The organism is Streptomyces chiangmaiensis (assembly GCF_036281785.1).
Lineage (GTDB): Bacteria > Actinomycetota > Actinomycetes > Streptomycetales > Streptomycetaceae > Streptomyces > Streptomyces chiangmaiensis.
Window position 1 is genome coordinate 1 of the sequence record NZ_JAYWVC010000063.1, and the last position, 15911, is coordinate 15911.

The 15911-nt window shown below is 72.3% G+C and carries 13 protein-coding genes; 1 reads left to right on the top strand and 12 read right to left on the bottom strand.

What is annotated here, in order from left to right; genetic code table 11:
* Nucleotides 1-63 precede the first annotated feature (63 nt).
* The 10 genes from VXC91_RS19660 to hrcA form a co-directional block, all read right to left on the bottom strand.
* A complete protein-coding gene (locus VXC91_RS19660) occupies nucleotides 64-1059 on the bottom strand; it encodes an adenosine deaminase (RefSeq protein ID WP_329508588.1) in 996 nt (331 codons plus the stop codon).
* 20 nt (nucleotides 1060-1079) lie between these two features.
* Entirely contained in the window at nucleotides 1080-1985 is a 906-nt protein-coding gene (locus tag VXC91_RS19665) for a ribonuclease Z (protein ID WP_329508589.1), read from the bottom strand.
* Between the two features lie 6 nt (nucleotides 1986-1991).
* Nucleotides 1992-2345, bottom strand: a complete 354-nt coding sequence (locus tag VXC91_RS19670) for a histidine triad nucleotide-binding protein (RefSeq protein ID WP_329508590.1) — start codon at nucleotides 2343-2345, stop codon at nucleotides 1992-1994.
* A gap of 254 nt (nucleotides 2346-2599) precedes the next feature.
* A complete protein-coding gene (locus VXC91_RS19675) occupies nucleotides 2600-5839 on the bottom strand; it encodes a S41 family peptidase (RefSeq protein WP_329508591.1) in 3240 nt (1079 codons plus the stop codon).
* A 71-nt stretch (nucleotides 5840-5910) separates the two neighbouring features.
* Nucleotides 5911-6465, bottom strand: a complete 555-nt coding sequence (locus VXC91_RS19680; RefSeq protein WP_408057420.1) for a hypothetical protein — start codon at nucleotides 6463-6465, stop codon at nucleotides 5911-5913.
* A 108-nt stretch (nucleotides 6466-6573) separates the two neighbouring features.
* Nucleotides 6574-6966, bottom strand: coding sequence for a VOC family protein (locus VXC91_RS19685; protein ID WP_329508593.1), 393 nt, complete (start codon nucleotides 6964-6966; stop codon nucleotides 6574-6576).
* Between the two features lie 16 nt (nucleotides 6967-6982).
* Nucleotides 6983-7723, bottom strand: coding sequence for a 16S rRNA (uracil(1498)-N(3))-methyltransferase (locus VXC91_RS19690; protein WP_329508594.1), 741 nt, complete (start codon nucleotides 7721-7723; stop codon nucleotides 6983-6985).
* Nucleotides 7720-8841, bottom strand: a complete 1122-nt coding sequence (locus tag VXC91_RS19695) for a nitronate monooxygenase (protein WP_329508595.1) — start codon at nucleotides 8839-8841, stop codon at nucleotides 7720-7722. The genes VXC91_RS19690 and VXC91_RS19695 overlap by 4 nt, the downstream gene beginning before the upstream one ends.
* A 158-nt stretch (nucleotides 8842-8999) precedes the next feature.
* The gene (gene dnaJ / locus VXC91_RS19700; RefSeq protein ID WP_329508596.1) at nucleotides 9000-10136 is read right to left on the bottom strand and encodes a molecular chaperone DnaJ; all 1137 of its coding nucleotides are present in this window, start codon (nucleotides 10134-10136) and stop codon (nucleotides 9000-9002) included.
* Nucleotides 10137-11156, bottom strand: coding sequence for a heat-inducible transcriptional repressor HrcA (hrcA, locus tag VXC91_RS19705; protein ID WP_329508597.1), 1020 nt, complete (start codon nucleotides 11154-11156; stop codon nucleotides 10137-10139).
* 617 nt (nucleotides 11157-11773) lie between these two features.
* Between hrcA and VXC91_RS19710 the strand changes: the two genes are divergently transcribed.
* On the top strand, nucleotides 11774-12577 hold the full coding sequence (locus tag VXC91_RS19710; RefSeq protein WP_329508598.1) for a DUF3097 domain-containing protein: 804 nt from the start codon (nucleotides 11774-11776) through the stop codon (nucleotides 12575-12577).
* Nucleotides 12578-12611: 34 nt separating this feature from the next.
* Here the strand turns inward: VXC91_RS19710 and hemW are convergent, their stop codons facing one another.
* Both hemW and VXC91_RS19720 read right to left on the bottom strand, forming a co-directional pair.
* The gene (hemW, locus tag VXC91_RS19715; RefSeq protein ID WP_329508599.1) at nucleotides 12612-13844 is read right to left on the bottom strand and encodes a radical SAM family heme chaperone HemW; all 1233 of its coding nucleotides are present in this window, start codon (nucleotides 13842-13844) and stop codon (nucleotides 12612-12614) included.
* A 40-nt stretch (nucleotides 13845-13884) separates the two neighbouring features.
* Nucleotides 13885-15810 (bottom strand): SpoIIE family protein phosphatase, encoded by a 1926-nt coding sequence (locus VXC91_RS19720; RefSeq protein ID WP_408057421.1) that lies wholly within the window; start codon nucleotides 15808-15810, stop codon nucleotides 13885-13887.
* Nucleotides 15811-15911 lie beyond the last annotated feature (101 nt).

The window sequence follows — 15911 nt, forward strand, 5'->3', positions numbered from 1 at the left end:
CGTGGGAGGTGCCCCCAGCACCGGACACCGCGAGCTTTCCGGCAAACCCTTCCGGCCACAGCACTAGCTGCCGAACTCGTACGCGTCCACCTCGGCCAGGTAGCGCGCCCGCCGCTCCTCGTCGTCCTCCAGGAAGGAGGCGGCGAAGGAGTTGCGGGCCAGCCGGCGCATGTGCTCCTCGCCCAGGCCGAGGGCGTCGCGTACGGCGTGGAAGTTGTCGCCCGCGTACCCGCCGAAGTAGGCGGGGTCGTCGGAGTTGACGGTGCAGAGCAGCCCGGCGCCGAGCATCGCGGGCAGCGGGTGGTCCGCCAGGGAGTCCACGGCGCGCAGCCGGACGTTGGACAGCGGGCACAGCGTCAGCGGCACGCGCTCGCGCACCAGCCGCTCGACGAGGGCCGGGTCCTCCATGCAGCGCAACCCGTGGTCGACGCGCTCGACGCCGAGCACGTCGAGGGCCTCGGTGATGTACTCCGGTGGCCCCTCCTCACCGGCGTGTGCGACACGGCGCAGTCCGAGGGCGGCTGCGGCCTCGTACACCTCGCGGAACTTGGCCGGCGGATGGCCGACCTCGGCGGAGTCCAGGCCGACCCCGATGATCCGGTCGAGGTACGGCTTCGCGGCCTCCAGCGCCTCCAGCGCCGAGTCGGCGGACTCGTCGCGCAGGAAGCACATGATCAGCCGGGTGGAGACGCCGTGGTTCTCCTCGCTGCGGCCGAGCGCCCCCCACAACCCCTCGACGACCGTGCCCATGCCGACCCCCCGGGCGATGTGGGCCTGCGGATCGAAGAAGATCTCGGCGTGCCGCACACCCTGCGCTGCGGCACGCTCGAGGTAGGCGTTCGCGAGGTCCTCGAAGTCGCGCTCGGTCCGCAGCACGGCCATGAGCTCGTAGTACAGGTTCAGAAAGGACTGGAGGTCCTCGAAGGCGTACGCCTTGCGCAGCTCTTCCGTGTCGGTGTACGGCAGTTCGACGCCGTTGCGCGCGGCCAGCGCGAAGGCCAGTTCCGGTTCGAGGGTGCCTTCGGCATGGAGGTGCAGTTCGGCTTTGGGGAGGGGCATCGAAGCATCGTACGGCCTGCTCACACCCGTTTCGGGAGCGGCACTCTCAGCAGATCGTGAGCCACGGTCAGCTCGCCCTCGAACCCGGCCTCCCGCGCCTGCCGCTCGAACTCCTCCGGCTCCGCATAGCGCTGGCTGAAGTGGGTGAGGACCAGGTGCCGCACACCGGCCCCCTGTGCCACCCGGGCTGCCTGACCTGCCGTCAGATGTCCGTATTCGACGGCCAGTTCCTCGTCGTCGTCGAGGAACGTCGACTCGATGACCAGCATGTCGCACCCCTCGGCCAGGGCGTACACCCCGTCGCACAGCCGGGTGTCCATGACGAACCCGAACCGCTGGCCGCGCCGCACCTCGCTCACGGCCTCCAGCGCAACGCCGCCCAGGGAACCCTCACGCTGGATGCGGCCCACGTCCGGTCCCATGATGCCGTGCGCGGCGAGCCGCTCGGGCAGCATGCGCCGACCGTCGGGCTCGACGAGCCGGTAGCCGTAGGACTCGACGGGGTGGGAGAGGCGCCGGGCCTCGAGGGTGTACGCGGCGGTCGTCGCGAGCACTCCGTCCTCGGCGACCGGTGCCTCGATGAGCTGGACGGTCTCCCGGTAGGCCGTCGCGTACCGCAGCCGCTCGAAGAAGCGCTGTCCCGACTTCGGATAGTGCGCGGTGATCTCGTGCGGCACCTTGTCCAGGTTGATCCGCTGGATGACCCCCGCCAGCCCGAGCGAGTGGTCCCCGTGGAAGTGTGTGACGCAGATCCGGTGCAGGTCATGGGCGGCGGCGCCGGCGCGGAGCATCTGCCGCTGGGTGCCCTCGCCGGGGTCGAAGAGGATGCCCTCCCCGTCCCACCGCAGCAGATAGCCGTTGTGGTTTCGGTGCCGGGTCGGGACCTGGCTGGCGGTGCCGAGGACCACCAGTTCGCGTACGGACACAGCGCCTTACCCGGGGGGCCACTGCAGGCCACGGCCGCCGAGGACGTGGGCGTGGGCGTGCCAGACGGTCTGCCCGGCACCGCTGCCGGTGTTGAAGACGACGCGGTAGCTCTCGAGCTTCTCCTGCACGGCGACCTCGCCGGCCTCATGGAGCAGGTCGGCGGCGACGGCCGGTTCGGCGACGGCGAGGGAGGCGATGTCCCCGTAGTGGACCCGGGGGATGACCAGCACGTGGGTCGGCGCCTGGGGGTTGATGTCCTGGAAGGCGACAGTGGTCTCGGTCTCCCGGACGATCGTCGCCGGGATGTGCCCCGCGACGATCTTGCAGAACAGGCAGTCGTCCTGCGGCTCTCCCGCCATGTGGGTGCCTCCTCGCACAGACTGATCACGACGACGGCATGGTATCCGCCCGGCCACCGACGGCCACCCCTTCGCTCCGCCTGCAAAGGCGGCGAGGGCCGCCGGACGGCAGGCCCGGGCCGGTCGGCGGACGGGACGGCTCTGCGGAAGCGAGCGCCCCGGAACGGTGGCGCGGACGAGAAGCCGGCGCCACGCGGCGGTGGACCAGGACGGCGGCGGTGGCGCGCCGTGCCGCGGCGCGCCACCGCGGCGCCTCACAGCGACGGCAGCTCCGGGGGCGTCTTCGCCGGGTGTTCCTGAAGTGCGGCCAGCGCTATGCGCACCGCCTCGTCCAGTTGCACATCACGCCCGGCCGCGTGGTCCTGCGGCGCCTGGACCACCTCGACGTCCGGATCGACCCCGTGGTTCTCCACGCCCCACCCGTAACCCTCCAGCCAGAACGCATACTTCGGCTGTGTCACCAGCGTCCCGTCCACGAGCCGGTACCTGCTGTCGATACCGATGACCCCGCCCCAGGTCCGCGTTCCGACCACCGGCCCGATCCCGAGCGCCTTGACCGCCGCGTTCACGATGTCACCGTCCGACCCGGAGAACTCGTTGGCGACGGCGACGACGGGCCCGCGCGGGGCGTCCTCGGGGTAGCTGGACGCCCGCAGCCCCCGCGCGAGGTCCCAGCCCACGATGCGCCGCGCCAGCTTCTCCACGACCAGCTGGGAGGTGTGCCCGCCCCGGTTCTCCCGGACGTCCACGACCAGCCCCTCCCGGGCGACCTCGATCCGCAGGTCCCGGTGGAGCTGCGCCCACCCGGAGCCCACCATGTCCGGCACATGCAGATACCCGAGCCGTCCGCCCGACGTCTCGTGCACGTACGCCCGTCGGTTCGCCACCCAGGCGTGGTACCTGAGCGGCTCCTCGTCGGCGATCGGGACGACGACGGCGTGCCGCAGATCCCCACCGCCCGCCGGTGAGATCGTCAGCTCCACCGGTCTGCCGGCCGTGCCGACCAGCAACGGCCCGGGGCCGGTCACCGGGTCCACCGGCCGCCCGCCCACTGCGACGATCGCGTCCCCGGCGCGCACGGCCACACCGGGTGCGGCGAGCGGCGCGTGCGCGTCGGGGTCGGAGGTCTCCGAGGGCAGCACCAGGTCGACGCGCCACTGGCCGTCCGCGTGCCGGGAGATGTCCGCCCCGAGCAGCCCCTGCCGCCGGTCCGCGCCGGGCCCGCGGCCGTTCGGCATGACATAGGCGTGGGAGGTGCCCAGCTCGCCGTGGACCTCCCACAGGAGGTCCACCAGGTCGTCGTGCGTGGCCACCCGTCCGAGCACCGGCCGGTACCGGCCCAGGACGCCATCCCAGTCGATACCGCCGAGGTCGGGCCGCCAGAAGTTGTCCCGCATGAGGCGGCCCGTCTCGTCGTACATCTGCCGCCACTCCGCGGCGGGGTCGACGGTCTGCCGTACGCGCGACAGGTCGACCGTGATGTTCGCGTCACTGTCGTCGTCGTTCGGGGCACGGCGGTCGCTCGGTACGAGCTTGAGCTTGCCGTCGGCCCACAGCAGCACCCGCTTGCCGTCACCACTGACCGTGAAGTGGTCGGCGTCCGCGGCGAGATGCTCGATACGCTGCTGGACCAGGTCGTAACGCTCCAGCTCGGTCTTGGGATCGGGGTCGTCGGGTGTGGCACGCGAGGCGCCCAGCACACCGCGCACCGGATGCCGCAACCACAGCACCCCGTCCTTGGCGGCCCGCAGCCCGGAGTAGCGCGCCGCCTCGACCGGGAACGGCACGATCCGGTCGGCGAGCCCGTCCAGGTCGATCCGGGTGGTGGGTGCGCCCTCGCTGTCGGGCGTCTCCTCCTTCTCGGGCGCCTCGAAAGGGCGACCGTGCCGCTGCGGCCCGAACGGGGACGGGGTCGTCGCGGCGAGGGTGATCAGGTGCGGCCGCGAGCCGCCCACGAACGCCAGGTCGAAGACGTGCTCGTCGTAGACGGGGTCGAAGGAGCGCGCCGAGAGGAACGCCAGGTGCTTGCCGTCCAACGTGAACGCGGGCGAATAGTCCCGGAAGCGGAGCGGGGTCGCGTCCGTCACCGACAGGTCGGCCGTATTGGCGAGCTTGAGCTGGCGCAGCGGGCGCGGGCCGGGGTGCGACCAGGCCAGCCACGCCGAGTCGGGTGAGAAGACGAGCCCGTCGGCGTCCCCGTCGTCACTGCGGTCGACCTCGCGCACTTCGCCGCTGTCCCGCTCGACGAGCAGGACCCGTCCGTCGTGCGCGGCGACCGCGACGCGGCTGCCGTCGGGCGCCACCGCCAGCCCGAGCACCCGTCCCAGCTGCCCCGCCGCCAGGCGTCGGGGGGTGGCGGCGGGCTGGAAGCCGGTGGCGGGCGCGAACTCGAGCGCGTCCTCACCCTCCGCGTCCGTCACCCACACCACCCACTCCTCGCCCTCGGCGCGGAAGGTGTGCGGCAGCCGGGCGCGTACACCGTGATCTGCGGCGAGCGCGCGGGCCGGCCCCGAGCGGTGGGTGACCCAGTGCACGGCGCCGCGCACGGAGACCGCGCTGCCGCGTCCGGTGTGGTCGGGCGAGGCGGACCCGAACCAGCGGCCCGCGTTCACGGGGTACGGCTGGAGGTCGGCGCGCTGCCCGCCGAGCCGGACGTCCAGCCGCCGGGGCTCGGCCTCGTCCAGGTCGTCGAGGATCCAGAGTTCACCGGCACAGGCGTACACGACCCGGGTGCCGTCGCCGGCGGCGTGCCGGGCGTAGAAGCCTCCCCCGCTCTCGGCCTCCGGCCCGAGCGGTGTGTGGCGGCGCAGATCCGACCCGTCGGCGAGCGAGGAGTACAGCGCCCCGACGCCCTCGTGGTCGGACAGGAAGGCGATCCTCGCCCGGTCCCCCGTCCCCACCCACAGCGGGTACTCGATGTTCCCGTCGAGGTCCTCGTGCAGCCGCACGAACTCGCCGTCGCCCGCACGGTCGATCCACAGCGTGCCGGCGGTACCGCCCCGGTACCGCTTCCAGTAGGCGGCCTCGCGTCCCATGGGCGCTGACAGCAGAACCGTGGCGGGCCCGTACGCGACCTCGCCGACGGGCCCGTACGGCAGGGTGGTGGCCGGTCCGCCGTCGAGCGGTACGGCGCGCGCCCAGGTGCGGCGCAGCGATGCCTGACCGGCCGTGCTGAGCGCGAGCACCTGACCCTCCGGAGTCCAGCCGCGCACCTGGGTCTTCGCGCTTCCCCAGTACGTCAGGCGCTTGGAGGGGCCGCCGTCGACTGGGGCGATGTGCACTTCGGGCGCGCCGTCACGGGTGGAGGTCCAGGCGACGGTCGTACCGTCCGGGGAGATGCGGGGGTGGTTCACCGGGACGTTGTCGGCGCTGACCCGCCAGGCACGGCCGCCGTCGAGCGGGGCGACCCAGACGTCGTCCTCGGCGGTGAAGGCGACCAACTCGCCGTGCAGATGCGGGAACCGGAGATACGCGGGCGATGCGGACTGAGTCACCGGATCACCCTAAGCAGCGATCTCGTTCCCTGACAGGGGTTTTCCCCATATGACGCCGACCTGGGCCCGCGTCACTTGCCCTGCACCGGCCGGCAGGCCGGATCGCCCTGGCACCAGATCGTCTTCGTCACGGTGACGGTGGGCCCGGGCCGCCCGGGAGTGGTCGGGCGGAACGTGACGGGCGGAACCGGCGTATCGGCGTTGCAGTTTCCGAGGCCGGCGACATGGAACCACTCCCGGCCGCCGACGGTGGCCCTGAGGTTCCCGCGTACGCACTTGCCGTCGACGGTGCGGGTGACCCTGCCCGTGACGGTGATGTCCCTCCGGTCGTCGGTCTGCCCCTGGCAGTCGACGGTGACGACGCTGCTCACGGACGGCGCGGGCGTCCGTCCGGAGGCGGAGGTCCTGCTGCCGTAGTCGCCCATGCAGCTGAGCCAGCGCACCTTCACGTGCTGCCGCTCCAGTTGCCTGGTCGCGGTCTGGTCGGTCGTGTACGCCACCGACGCGGAACTCAGATCACCGGGTTGGCACGCGACGGCTCCGCCCACGGCGACCGTCACGACCCCGGTCACCGCCGCGAGTCGTCCTCCTTTCGACCACCGCCAAATCCGCCTCAATACCCCCATGGAGGGCAGCCTGCCACTCCGCGGACTGTCACGGTAGAGCGCATACGGCCATGTGCACGCCCCCGTTCACTCCTTCGGGATGCGGCGCCGCCGCGCTGCGGGTGATCCTCAGGGGCGCAGCAGGAGCCACTCCTGAAGTTCCACCAGATTGCCCTCGGGGTCCTTGAGGTGGGCGACGCGCATGCGGTCGGTCATGGGGGCCGGACCGTGCAGCAGGGTCGCGCCCCGGGAGGCGATCTGCTCGCAGTACGCGTCCAGATCGTCCACGCGCAGTACGACGAGCGAGCGGTGGCCCGTGGCCTCGTCGGACAGTTCACCGAGGATCCCGGCCATCATCGCCCGGTCCTGCAGCGCGATGCCCGCCGAGCCGGTGGCGGGGCTGAACTTCTCGTACGGTCCGTCCACCGCCCCCGACTGGGGCTTGAGTCCGAGGACCTCGGCGTAGAACCGGTAGCACTCGGCGAAGTCCGAGACCAGCAGCCGTATCTGTGCGAGTTCCATGACGCGCCCCCGTGAGTCAGGACCAGCGGCCGGTGCGGCCGAGCAGCAGCGCGGCCGCCGCGGTGCCCGCGGTCGATGTACGCAGGACGGTACGCCCCAGCCGGAACGCCCTCGCACCCGCATCCCCGAACAGCGTCAACTCCTCGGGGGACACGCCTCCCTCGGGCCCGACGACCAGCACGATCTCACCCTGGGTGGGCAGATCCACCGTCGCCAGGGGCTCCTCACCGCTCTCGTGCAGGACCGCGGCGACATCCGCTTCGGCCAGAAGTGCCGCAACCTGCTTGGTCGTTGCCACGTCCGCGATCTCCGGGAAGCGCACCCGGCGGGACTGCTTGCCCGCCTCGCGGGCGGTGGCCCGCCACTTGCCGAGGGCCTTCAGCCCGCGGTCGCCCTTCCACTGCGTGATGCACCGGGAGGCCGCCCAGGGGACGATCGTGTCCACCCCCACCTCGGTCATCGTCTCCACGGCCAGCTCGCCCCGGTCGCCCTTGGGCAGGGCCTGGACGACGGTGATGCGCACCGCGGGCGGGGGTTCCTCGCGGAGGGACCCGAGATCCATGACCACCAGTCGGTCCTTGCCCTCGGCGGCCTTCACCACGCCCTCGGTCCACCGACCGCGCCCGTCGGTGAGGACCACGTCCTCACCGGGCCGCAGCCGTCTCACCGAGACCGCGTGCCGGCCCTCCGGCCCGTCCAGCACGAACTCCGGCCCGATTCCGTCGAGTCGGTCCACGACGAAGACGGGAGCCGTCATCGCCCGGCACCTCCTCTCGACAACGCTGTCGCCGCCGCCTCCAGTTCCGCCACCAGCACCTCCACCAGTTGCCCGGCGGGCAGCTCACGGGCCTGCCGGTGTCCCTGTCCGGCCCACAGCCCCATGCCCTGCGCGTCGCCCGACGCGGCGGCCGCCTTGCGCAGCGGCGAAGTGAGGTGGTTGATCTCGGGGTAGGCGGCAGGCGCGTAGGGGCCGTGCTCCCGCATGAAGCGGTTGACCAGACCGCGGGCCGGGCGCCCGCTGAACGCGCGCGTCAACTCCGTCCGCACGAACAGGGGGTCGGTCAGTGCCTGCTTGTGCAGAGGGTGGGCGCCGGACTCGGGAGTCGCGAGGAACGCGGTGCCCAACTGCGCCGCGCTCGCGCCCGCCGCGAGCACCGCGGCGATCTGGCCGCCGCGCATGATGCCGCCGGCCGCCACGATCGGGATGCCCACGGTCTCACGCACCTGCGCCACGAGCGCGAGCAGGCCGATGCCGGAACCGTCGTTCTCCTGGATGTCCCGGTGGGTCCCCTGGTGTCCGCCGGCCTCGACGCCCTGCACGATCACCGCGTCCGCGCCCGCCTCCTGTACGGCGCGGGCCTCGTCGGGGGTGGTCGCGGTGACAAGGGTGAAGCTGCCCGCGCGCCGGAGGGAGTCCAGGACCTCGGGAGCGGGGACCCCGAAGTGGAACGAGACGGCCGGTACCGGATTGTCGAGGAGGACGGCAAGCTTGACGTCGTAGCCGTCGTCGCGGCCGCTGTCGGGGTCGCCCAGCTCGGTCTCGTACCAGGCGGCCTCGCCGGCGAGCTGGTTGGCGTAGACCTCGACGGCGGCAGCAGAAGGCAGCGCGGCGCCGGCCGCTCCGGTGGAGCCGGTGCCTGCACCGGGGTACTCGGGTTGCGGCATGAACAGGTTCACGCCGAAGGGGCCGCCCGTGAGCCCGCGGAGCTGCTTGATCTCCTGGTACATGCCGTCGGCCGTCTTGTACCCGGCAGCGAGGAATCCCAGGCCACCGGCGTCGGTCACGGCGGCGGCGAGCTGCGGTACGGAGACGCCGCCCGCCATGGGGGCCTGCACGATCGGATGGCGGAGGAGATCGGTCAGCGCGGAGGACATGACGGCATGTTGTCACGTCCTCCGAACAAGTCCGAATCCGGCCTTCCCCTGGCATATGCCAGGGGAAGAGGCGGCGGGTCAGCAATGGTGGGCGAACCTCCGCATTCGCCGGAATCCCGTCCGCGGGCGGCCGGACTCACCGACGCCGCACTCCACCGTCATCGCCCGTTGAAGGCGTCCTTCAGCCGTGAGAACAGCCCCTGCTGCCCAGGCTGGAACTGCCCCTGCGGCCGCTCCTCGCCCCGCAGCTTCGCCAGCTCGCGCAGCAGATGCTCCTGCTCGGGGTCCAGCTTCGTCGGCGTCTGCACCTCGACGTGGACGACCAGATCGCCCCGCCCTCCTCCACGCAGGTGCGTCACACCGCGGCCGTGCAGGGGGATCGACTGCCCGGACTGCGTGCCGGGGCGGATGTCGACCTCTTCCAGGCCGTCGAGCGTCTCCAGCGGGACCTTCGTGCCGAGGGCCGCCGCCGTCATCGGGATGGTGACCGTGCAGTGCAGGTCGTCCCCGCGGCGCTGGAAGACCGAGTGCGGCAGCTCGTGGATCTCCACGTACAGGTCACCGGCGGGACCGCCGCCGGGGCCGACCTCGCCCTCGCCCGCGAGCTGGATCCGGGTGCCGTTGTCGACACCGGCGGGGATCTTGACGGTGAGCGTCCTGCGGGAGCGCACCCGCCCGTCGCCGGCGCACTCCGGGCACGGGTTCGGGACGATGGTGCCGAAGCCCTGGCACTGCGGACACGGCCGGGACGTCATGACCTGGCCCAGGAAGGACCGGGTGACCTGCGAGACCTCACCGCGGCCGCGGCACATGTCACAGGTCTGCGCGGAGGTGCCGGGCGCGGCACCCTCGCCGTTGCAGGTGTTGCAGACGACGGCGGTGTCGACCTGGATGTCCTTCGTCGTACCGAAGGCCGCCTCGTCGAGCTCGATCTCGAGCCGGATCATGGCGTCCTGGCCCCGGCGGGTGCGCGAGCGCGGTCCGCGCTGCGACGCCGTGCCGAAGAACGCGTCCATGATGTCCGAGAAGTTCCCGAAGCCGCCCGCGCCGAAGCCGCCCGCCCCGGCGCCGCCCGCCTGGGACAGCGGGTCGCCGCCGAGGTCGTAGACCTGCTTCTTCTGCGGGTCCGAGAGCACCTCGTACGCGGCGTTGATCTCCTTGAACCGCTCCTGCGTCTTGGGATCGGGGTTGACGTCCGGGTGCAGCTCGCGCGCGAGCCGACGGAACGCCTTCTTGATCTCTTCCTGCGACGCGTCGCGGCGCACGCCGAGTACGGCGTAGTAGTCCGTGGCCACTTACGACTCCGCCAGGATCTGTCCGACGTACCGTGCCACCGCTCGTACCGCTCCCATCGTTCCCGGATAATCCATGCGGGTCGGTCCGACCACGCCAAGTTTCGCTACTGCCTCGCCGCCCGAACCGTAGCCCACGGAGACGACGGACGTGGAGTTGAGTCCCTCGTGCGCGTTCTCATGGCCGATTCGCACCCGCATGGCCGGATCCTTCGCCTCCCCCAACAACTTGAGGAGCACGACCTGCTCCTCGAGCGCCTCGAGGACGGGGCGGATGGTGAGAGGGAAGTCATGCGCGAAGCGGGTGAGATTGGCGGTACCGCCGATCATCAGCCGCTCCTCGGTCTTCTCCACAAGCGTCTCCAGCAGAGTGGAGAGCACGGTTGCAACCGTACTGCGGTCCTCCGGTTCCTCGAAGACCTCGGCCAGGTCCTGCACGAGTTGCGGAACGTCCGCGAAGCGCCGGCCGGCGACCCGGCTGTTGAGGCGGGCGCGCAGATCCGCGAGAGACGTTTCGCCGAACGGCGCGGGGCAGTCGATCATGCGCTGCTCCACCCGCCCGGTGTCCGTGATCAGCACGAGCATCACACGAGCGGGCGCCATCGACAGCAGCTCCACATGGCGCACCGTCGAGCGTGTCAGCGACGGATACTGCACGACCGCGACCTGCCGGGTGAGCTGCGCGAGCAGCCGCACCGTACGCGCGACGACGTCGTCGAGGTCGACGGCGCCGTCCAGGAAGCTCTGGATCGCGCGACGCTCGGGCGGGCTCATCGGCTTGACGGCCGCGAGCTTGTCGACAAAAAGGCGGTAGCCCTTGTCCGTGGGGATGCGTCCGGCGCTGGTGTGCGGCTGGGCGATATAGCCCTCCTCCTCCAGCACGGCCATGTCGTTGCGGACGGTGGCCGGGGAGACACCGAGCTTGTGCCGTTCGGTGAGCGCCTTGGAACCCACCGGCTCCTCGGTTCCCACGTAGTCCTGGACGATGGCGCGCAGTACTTCGAGCCGGCGTTCACTGAACATCGCGCGCACCTCCAGCGATTTGTCCCCTTGGCGCTTCCCCTGGCACTCTGCGCATGCGAGTGCCAGCATCCCCGGAGCAAGTGTACGGCGGCGGGGTACGCCCCCGGCAAGGGCGGCTGCGCCGTCGCACCCACGTGTGCCGACCCGTCGTACCGACGTGTACCGACCTGTCCTGGGGTGTCCCGCCGGGCAGGCCACCACGGACAGCGTCGCCGTTCGACGGTGGTGTGGGAAGAGTCCGGGCGGGAGGCGCGCGGCGCTCATGCCGACCGCGGGGGCCGAGCCCGGGCGAGGGCCCACGGTGGCACACCGAGGCGCGGCAGTCGTCGGCACGGACCGGCGTGTGACGCATCTCGCGCTCACGCGTCCCCGGCTCGACCACGTCATCGGCGCGGCGGCGTTCACGGGGGTCGAGGGGCCCGGGGCGGCGGGCGTCGACGCCATGTCCGGCCATGAGCGGGAAGCCCCGGACGCGGCCGCGGTCCGAGACGTCCTGGAGATGCCATGGCGGATGCCGGGTTCGTGCGCACGCCGAGGAACGGGCCCGCCAGGGTGCTTCGGCGTGTCGTCGTGCCTTGTACGCCTTTCGGGTCTACGCCTCTCCTATCGTCATCCGAATGCGCCAGTATTCGCCGGACCTGACTCCGCCGTGGAAGAAGCCCAAGCCCGTGCCGGAGGTCCCGGCGGACACCGGTCTGGTGGTCGAGGAGCCGCGCACCGGCTTCTGCGGTGCGGTGATCCGCTGCGAGGCGGGGACGGTGACCCTGGAGGACCGCTCCGGCAAGCACCGGGTGTTCCCTCTGGAGCCCCGCGGTTTCCTGCTGGAGGGCCGGGTGGTGACGCTGGTGCGTCCGTCGAAGGCGCCGGTACGTCCCACCCGTACGGCCTCGGGCTCGCTGGCCGTCCCCGGGGCCCGCGCGCGCATGGCCCGCGCAGGCCGAATCTACGTGGAGGGCCGCCACGACGCGGAGCTCGTGGAGAAGGTGTGGGGCGACGACCTGCGCATCGAGGGCGTGGTGGTGGAGTACCTGGAAGGCATCGACGATCTGCCGTCCATCGTCTCCTCCTTCGCCCCCGGCCCCGACGCCCGCCTCGGCGTCCTGGTGGACCATCTGGTCCCCGGCACGAAGGAATGGCGCATCGCGGAGTCGGTGACGAGCGAGCACGCGCTGGTGGTCGGACATCCGTACATCGACGTCTGGGAGGCCGTGAAGCCGTCGTCGGTCGGCATCCGGGAGTGGCCGCGCGTCCCCCACGGCGAGGACTGGAAGAAGGGCGTGTGCCGGGCCTTGGGCTGGCCGGAGAACACGGGGGAGGCGTGGCAGCGGATCCTGTCACGGGTGCGGTCCTACAAGGACCTGGAGCCGGAACTGCTGGGACGGGTGGAGGAACTGATCGACTTCGTCACGGCGCAACCGTGAGCGGCCGCAGGTTGCCGAACCCGCCGCCGGGTGATCAGTCCACCAGGTCCCGCACCACCGCGTCCGCCAGCAGCCGCCCCCGCAACGTCAGTACGGCGCGCCCCTCCCCGTACGGGCCCTCCTCCAGCAGCCCCTCCGCCAGCGCCCGGCGCGAGGCCGCGAGCCCCTCCTCCCGCAGCAGCGACAACGGCACGCCCTCCCGCAGCCGCAGCTCCAGCAGGATGCGTTCGACCCGGCGGTCCTCGTCCGTCAGGACCTCGCGTCCGGCCCCCGGGGAGCGCCCCTCGGCCAGGGCCGCCGCGTAGGCCCCCGGGTGCTTCACGTTCCACCAGCGCACCCCGCCCACATGGCTGTGGGCGCCGGGGCCCGCGCCCCACCAGTCGGCCCCGCGCCAGTACAGCTCGTTGTGGAGACAGCGGGCGGGCCGCGACGTGGCCCAGTTGGAGACCTCGTACCAGTCGTAGCCCGCCGACCCGAGCACCTCGTCGGCGATCAGATAGCGGTCCGCGTGGACGTCGTCGTCCGTCATCGGGATCTCGCCCCGGCGTATGCGGCGCGCGAGCTGCGTGCCCTCCTCGACGATCAGGGCGTAGGCCGAGATGTGGTCGGGCCCCGCACCCAGCGCCGCATCCAGCGACGCCCGCCAGTCGTCGTCCGACTCGCCCGGTGTGCCGTAGATCAGATCCAGGTTCACATGGGCGAAGCCCGCCGCCCGCGCCTCGGCCACGCATGCCTCGGGGCGGCCCGGGGTGTGCTTGCGGTCCAGGGTCTTCAGGACGTGTGGGCGCGCGCTCTGCATGCCGAACGAGATTCGGTTGAAGCCGCCCTCCCGGAGCGTGGCCAGATAGTGCTCGTCCACCGACTCCGGGTTCGCCTCCGTCGTCACCTCGGCGTCGTCCGCGAGCCCGAACTCGTCGCGGATGGACCCCAGCATCCGTACGAGATCGTCCGCGGCGAGCAGCGTCGGCGTGCCGCCCCCGACGAAGACCGTGCGCACCTCACGCGGGTCGTCGCCCAGCACCTTGCGGGCCAGCCGGACCTCGTCGATCAGCGTCTCGGCGTAGTTGTCGCGGGACGCCAGCACTCCGCCCGTGCCGCGCAGTTCCGTCGCGGTGTACGTGTTGAAGTCGCAGTAGCCGCAGCGCGTGGCGCAGTACGGCACATGCAAGTAGAAGCCGAGGGGGCGCTCGACGGCTCCGGCCAGGGCGTGCGCGGGCAGCGCCCCGTCGTCGGGGACGGGCTCACCGTCGGGGAGTGCGGAAGGCATGTCCTCCATTGTCCCGTACTGCCGGGACTGCTCACCGCGCTCACTCCGCCTGCAGAACCAGCAGCGCGAGATCGTCCTCCGGCGGCTTCGCGCCGAAGTCGTGCACCAGCCTCCTGATCCGCTCGGCGATCCGCTGCGCGCTCAGTCCGGCGCAGCCGGCCAGCGCCGCCGCCAGCCCGTCCCCGTCGTCGAACTGGCGCGAGCCGCTGCGCCGCTCCGTCACCCCGTCCGTGACGCACAGCAGCGTGTCGCCGGGGTGCAGCTCGAACGTCTCGCAGGCGTACGCCACGTCCTCCACGACCCCGAGGAGCGTCTGCGGCCGCGCCACGGCACGTACGACGCCGTCGGGGCCCAGTGCCAGCGGCAGCGGGTGCCCGGCGGCGGCCAGCGTGCAGCGCACGCCGCCCTCGAAGGGGACCAGCTCGCCGTAGAGCAGGGAGAGGAAGCGGGCGTGCGGGCCGTCGTCGGCGACCGGCACCGGGGCGCCCGCGGCCACCAGGGCTCGCGCCGCCGCGTCCGAGGCCTCTGTCGCGTCGTCCAGCAGGAGTTGGTTGAGGCGGTCCAGGACGTCGGGGACCGCATAGCCCTCACGGGCCAGCAGGCGCAGCCAGGGCCGGGCCAGGCCGATCACGACGGCCGCCTCGGGGCCCTTGCCCTGGACGTCGCCGAGCGCGAAGCACCAGCGTCCGTCGCCGGCCGGGAAGATGTCGTAGAAGTCGCCACTCGGTCCGCCCTTGTCGCAGGGCTCGTACACGAGGGCGCTGCGCACCCCGGGGATCTCGGCGACCGCGCCGGGCAGCAGCCCGCGCTGCAGTACACGGCTGATCGTGGCCTGGCGGGCGTACTGCCGGGCGGCCCCGATGGCCAGCGCCACCCGGCGGCTCAGGTCCTCCACCAGCCCGGTGACCTCGTCGGGGAAGCGCAGCAGCCCGGCCCGGCCGATCACGAGCGTGCCCAGCGGCCGGCCGCCGGCGATCAACCGGTACGCCAGCGCCGCCCCGGTCGCCCCGCGGGGCCCCAGCGCCTCGCCGGGCCAGGGCACGGGCACGGCCCGGGAGCGCACCGAATCGGGCACCCTGGGCGGGTCCTTCTCCAGCGCCCGGCGCAGCTCCTCGATGCGGTTCTCGCTGCCGTGCCACACGCGGGCGAGCCGGGGCCCGGGGGCGACCGCGGTCTCGGGCCCCTGCCAGCCGGTCACCTCGTCCTCCAGCCACACCGCGCACCAGTCGGCGAGCCGCGGCACGAGCAGCTGCCCGGTGAGCGCGGCCACCAAGTCCTCGTCGAGCTGTCCGGCGAGCAGGTCGGAGGCCTCGGCGAGGAACGAGAGGGCGCCACGGCCCCGCCAGTCCCGGTCGTGTGCTGCGCGTGCGGGCTCGGCGAAGGCGGAGAGCTCCGGCCCGAGCAGCTCGGACGCGCTCGGACCGCTGTCACAGGCGTACACCTCGAGCGTGTCCTCCGCGTCCCGGGCACCGTCGAGGGGCAGCAGGGCCCAGACCGTCTTGGTGCCGGTGCGGTAGGTGATCCCCCAGGCCGTCGAGAGCGTGGACACGAGCCGCAGGCCGCGCCCGTACTCGGGTATGCCGTACGGGCGTTCGGAGCCGTCGTCCCGTACCGCGCGGGAGGGGTGGTGGTCGGAGACCTCGACGACGAGGCCGGCCGGCTCGTCCTCCGCGTCCTTCAGACGGCAGGCGACGTCGACGTCCGTGCCCGCGTGCACAACGGCGTTGGTGACGAGTTCGCTGACGACCACCAGCGCGTCGTCGGTCAACCGCTCGGTGAAGGTGCCCGGTTCGGCGGCCTCGGCCCATTCCTCCAGGGCGGCGTGGACGAACCGGCGCGCGGCACCGGCCGCGAGCGGCCCCCCGGGCAGCGTCGTACGCACCACCGTGCGCGGTTCCGCACCCTCGCGCACAGGCACCTCAGGGGCACGGGAGATGGTCTCCCTTTGCGTGGGAATGGCCCCCATGGACAGCTCCCGAAGCAGTTCGGACGAATACGCCTCTGACGATGCGGACAGAGTGACAGACTGGCCGCGCCCATAAGCACCGAGTTACCGAAGTGGGCCGG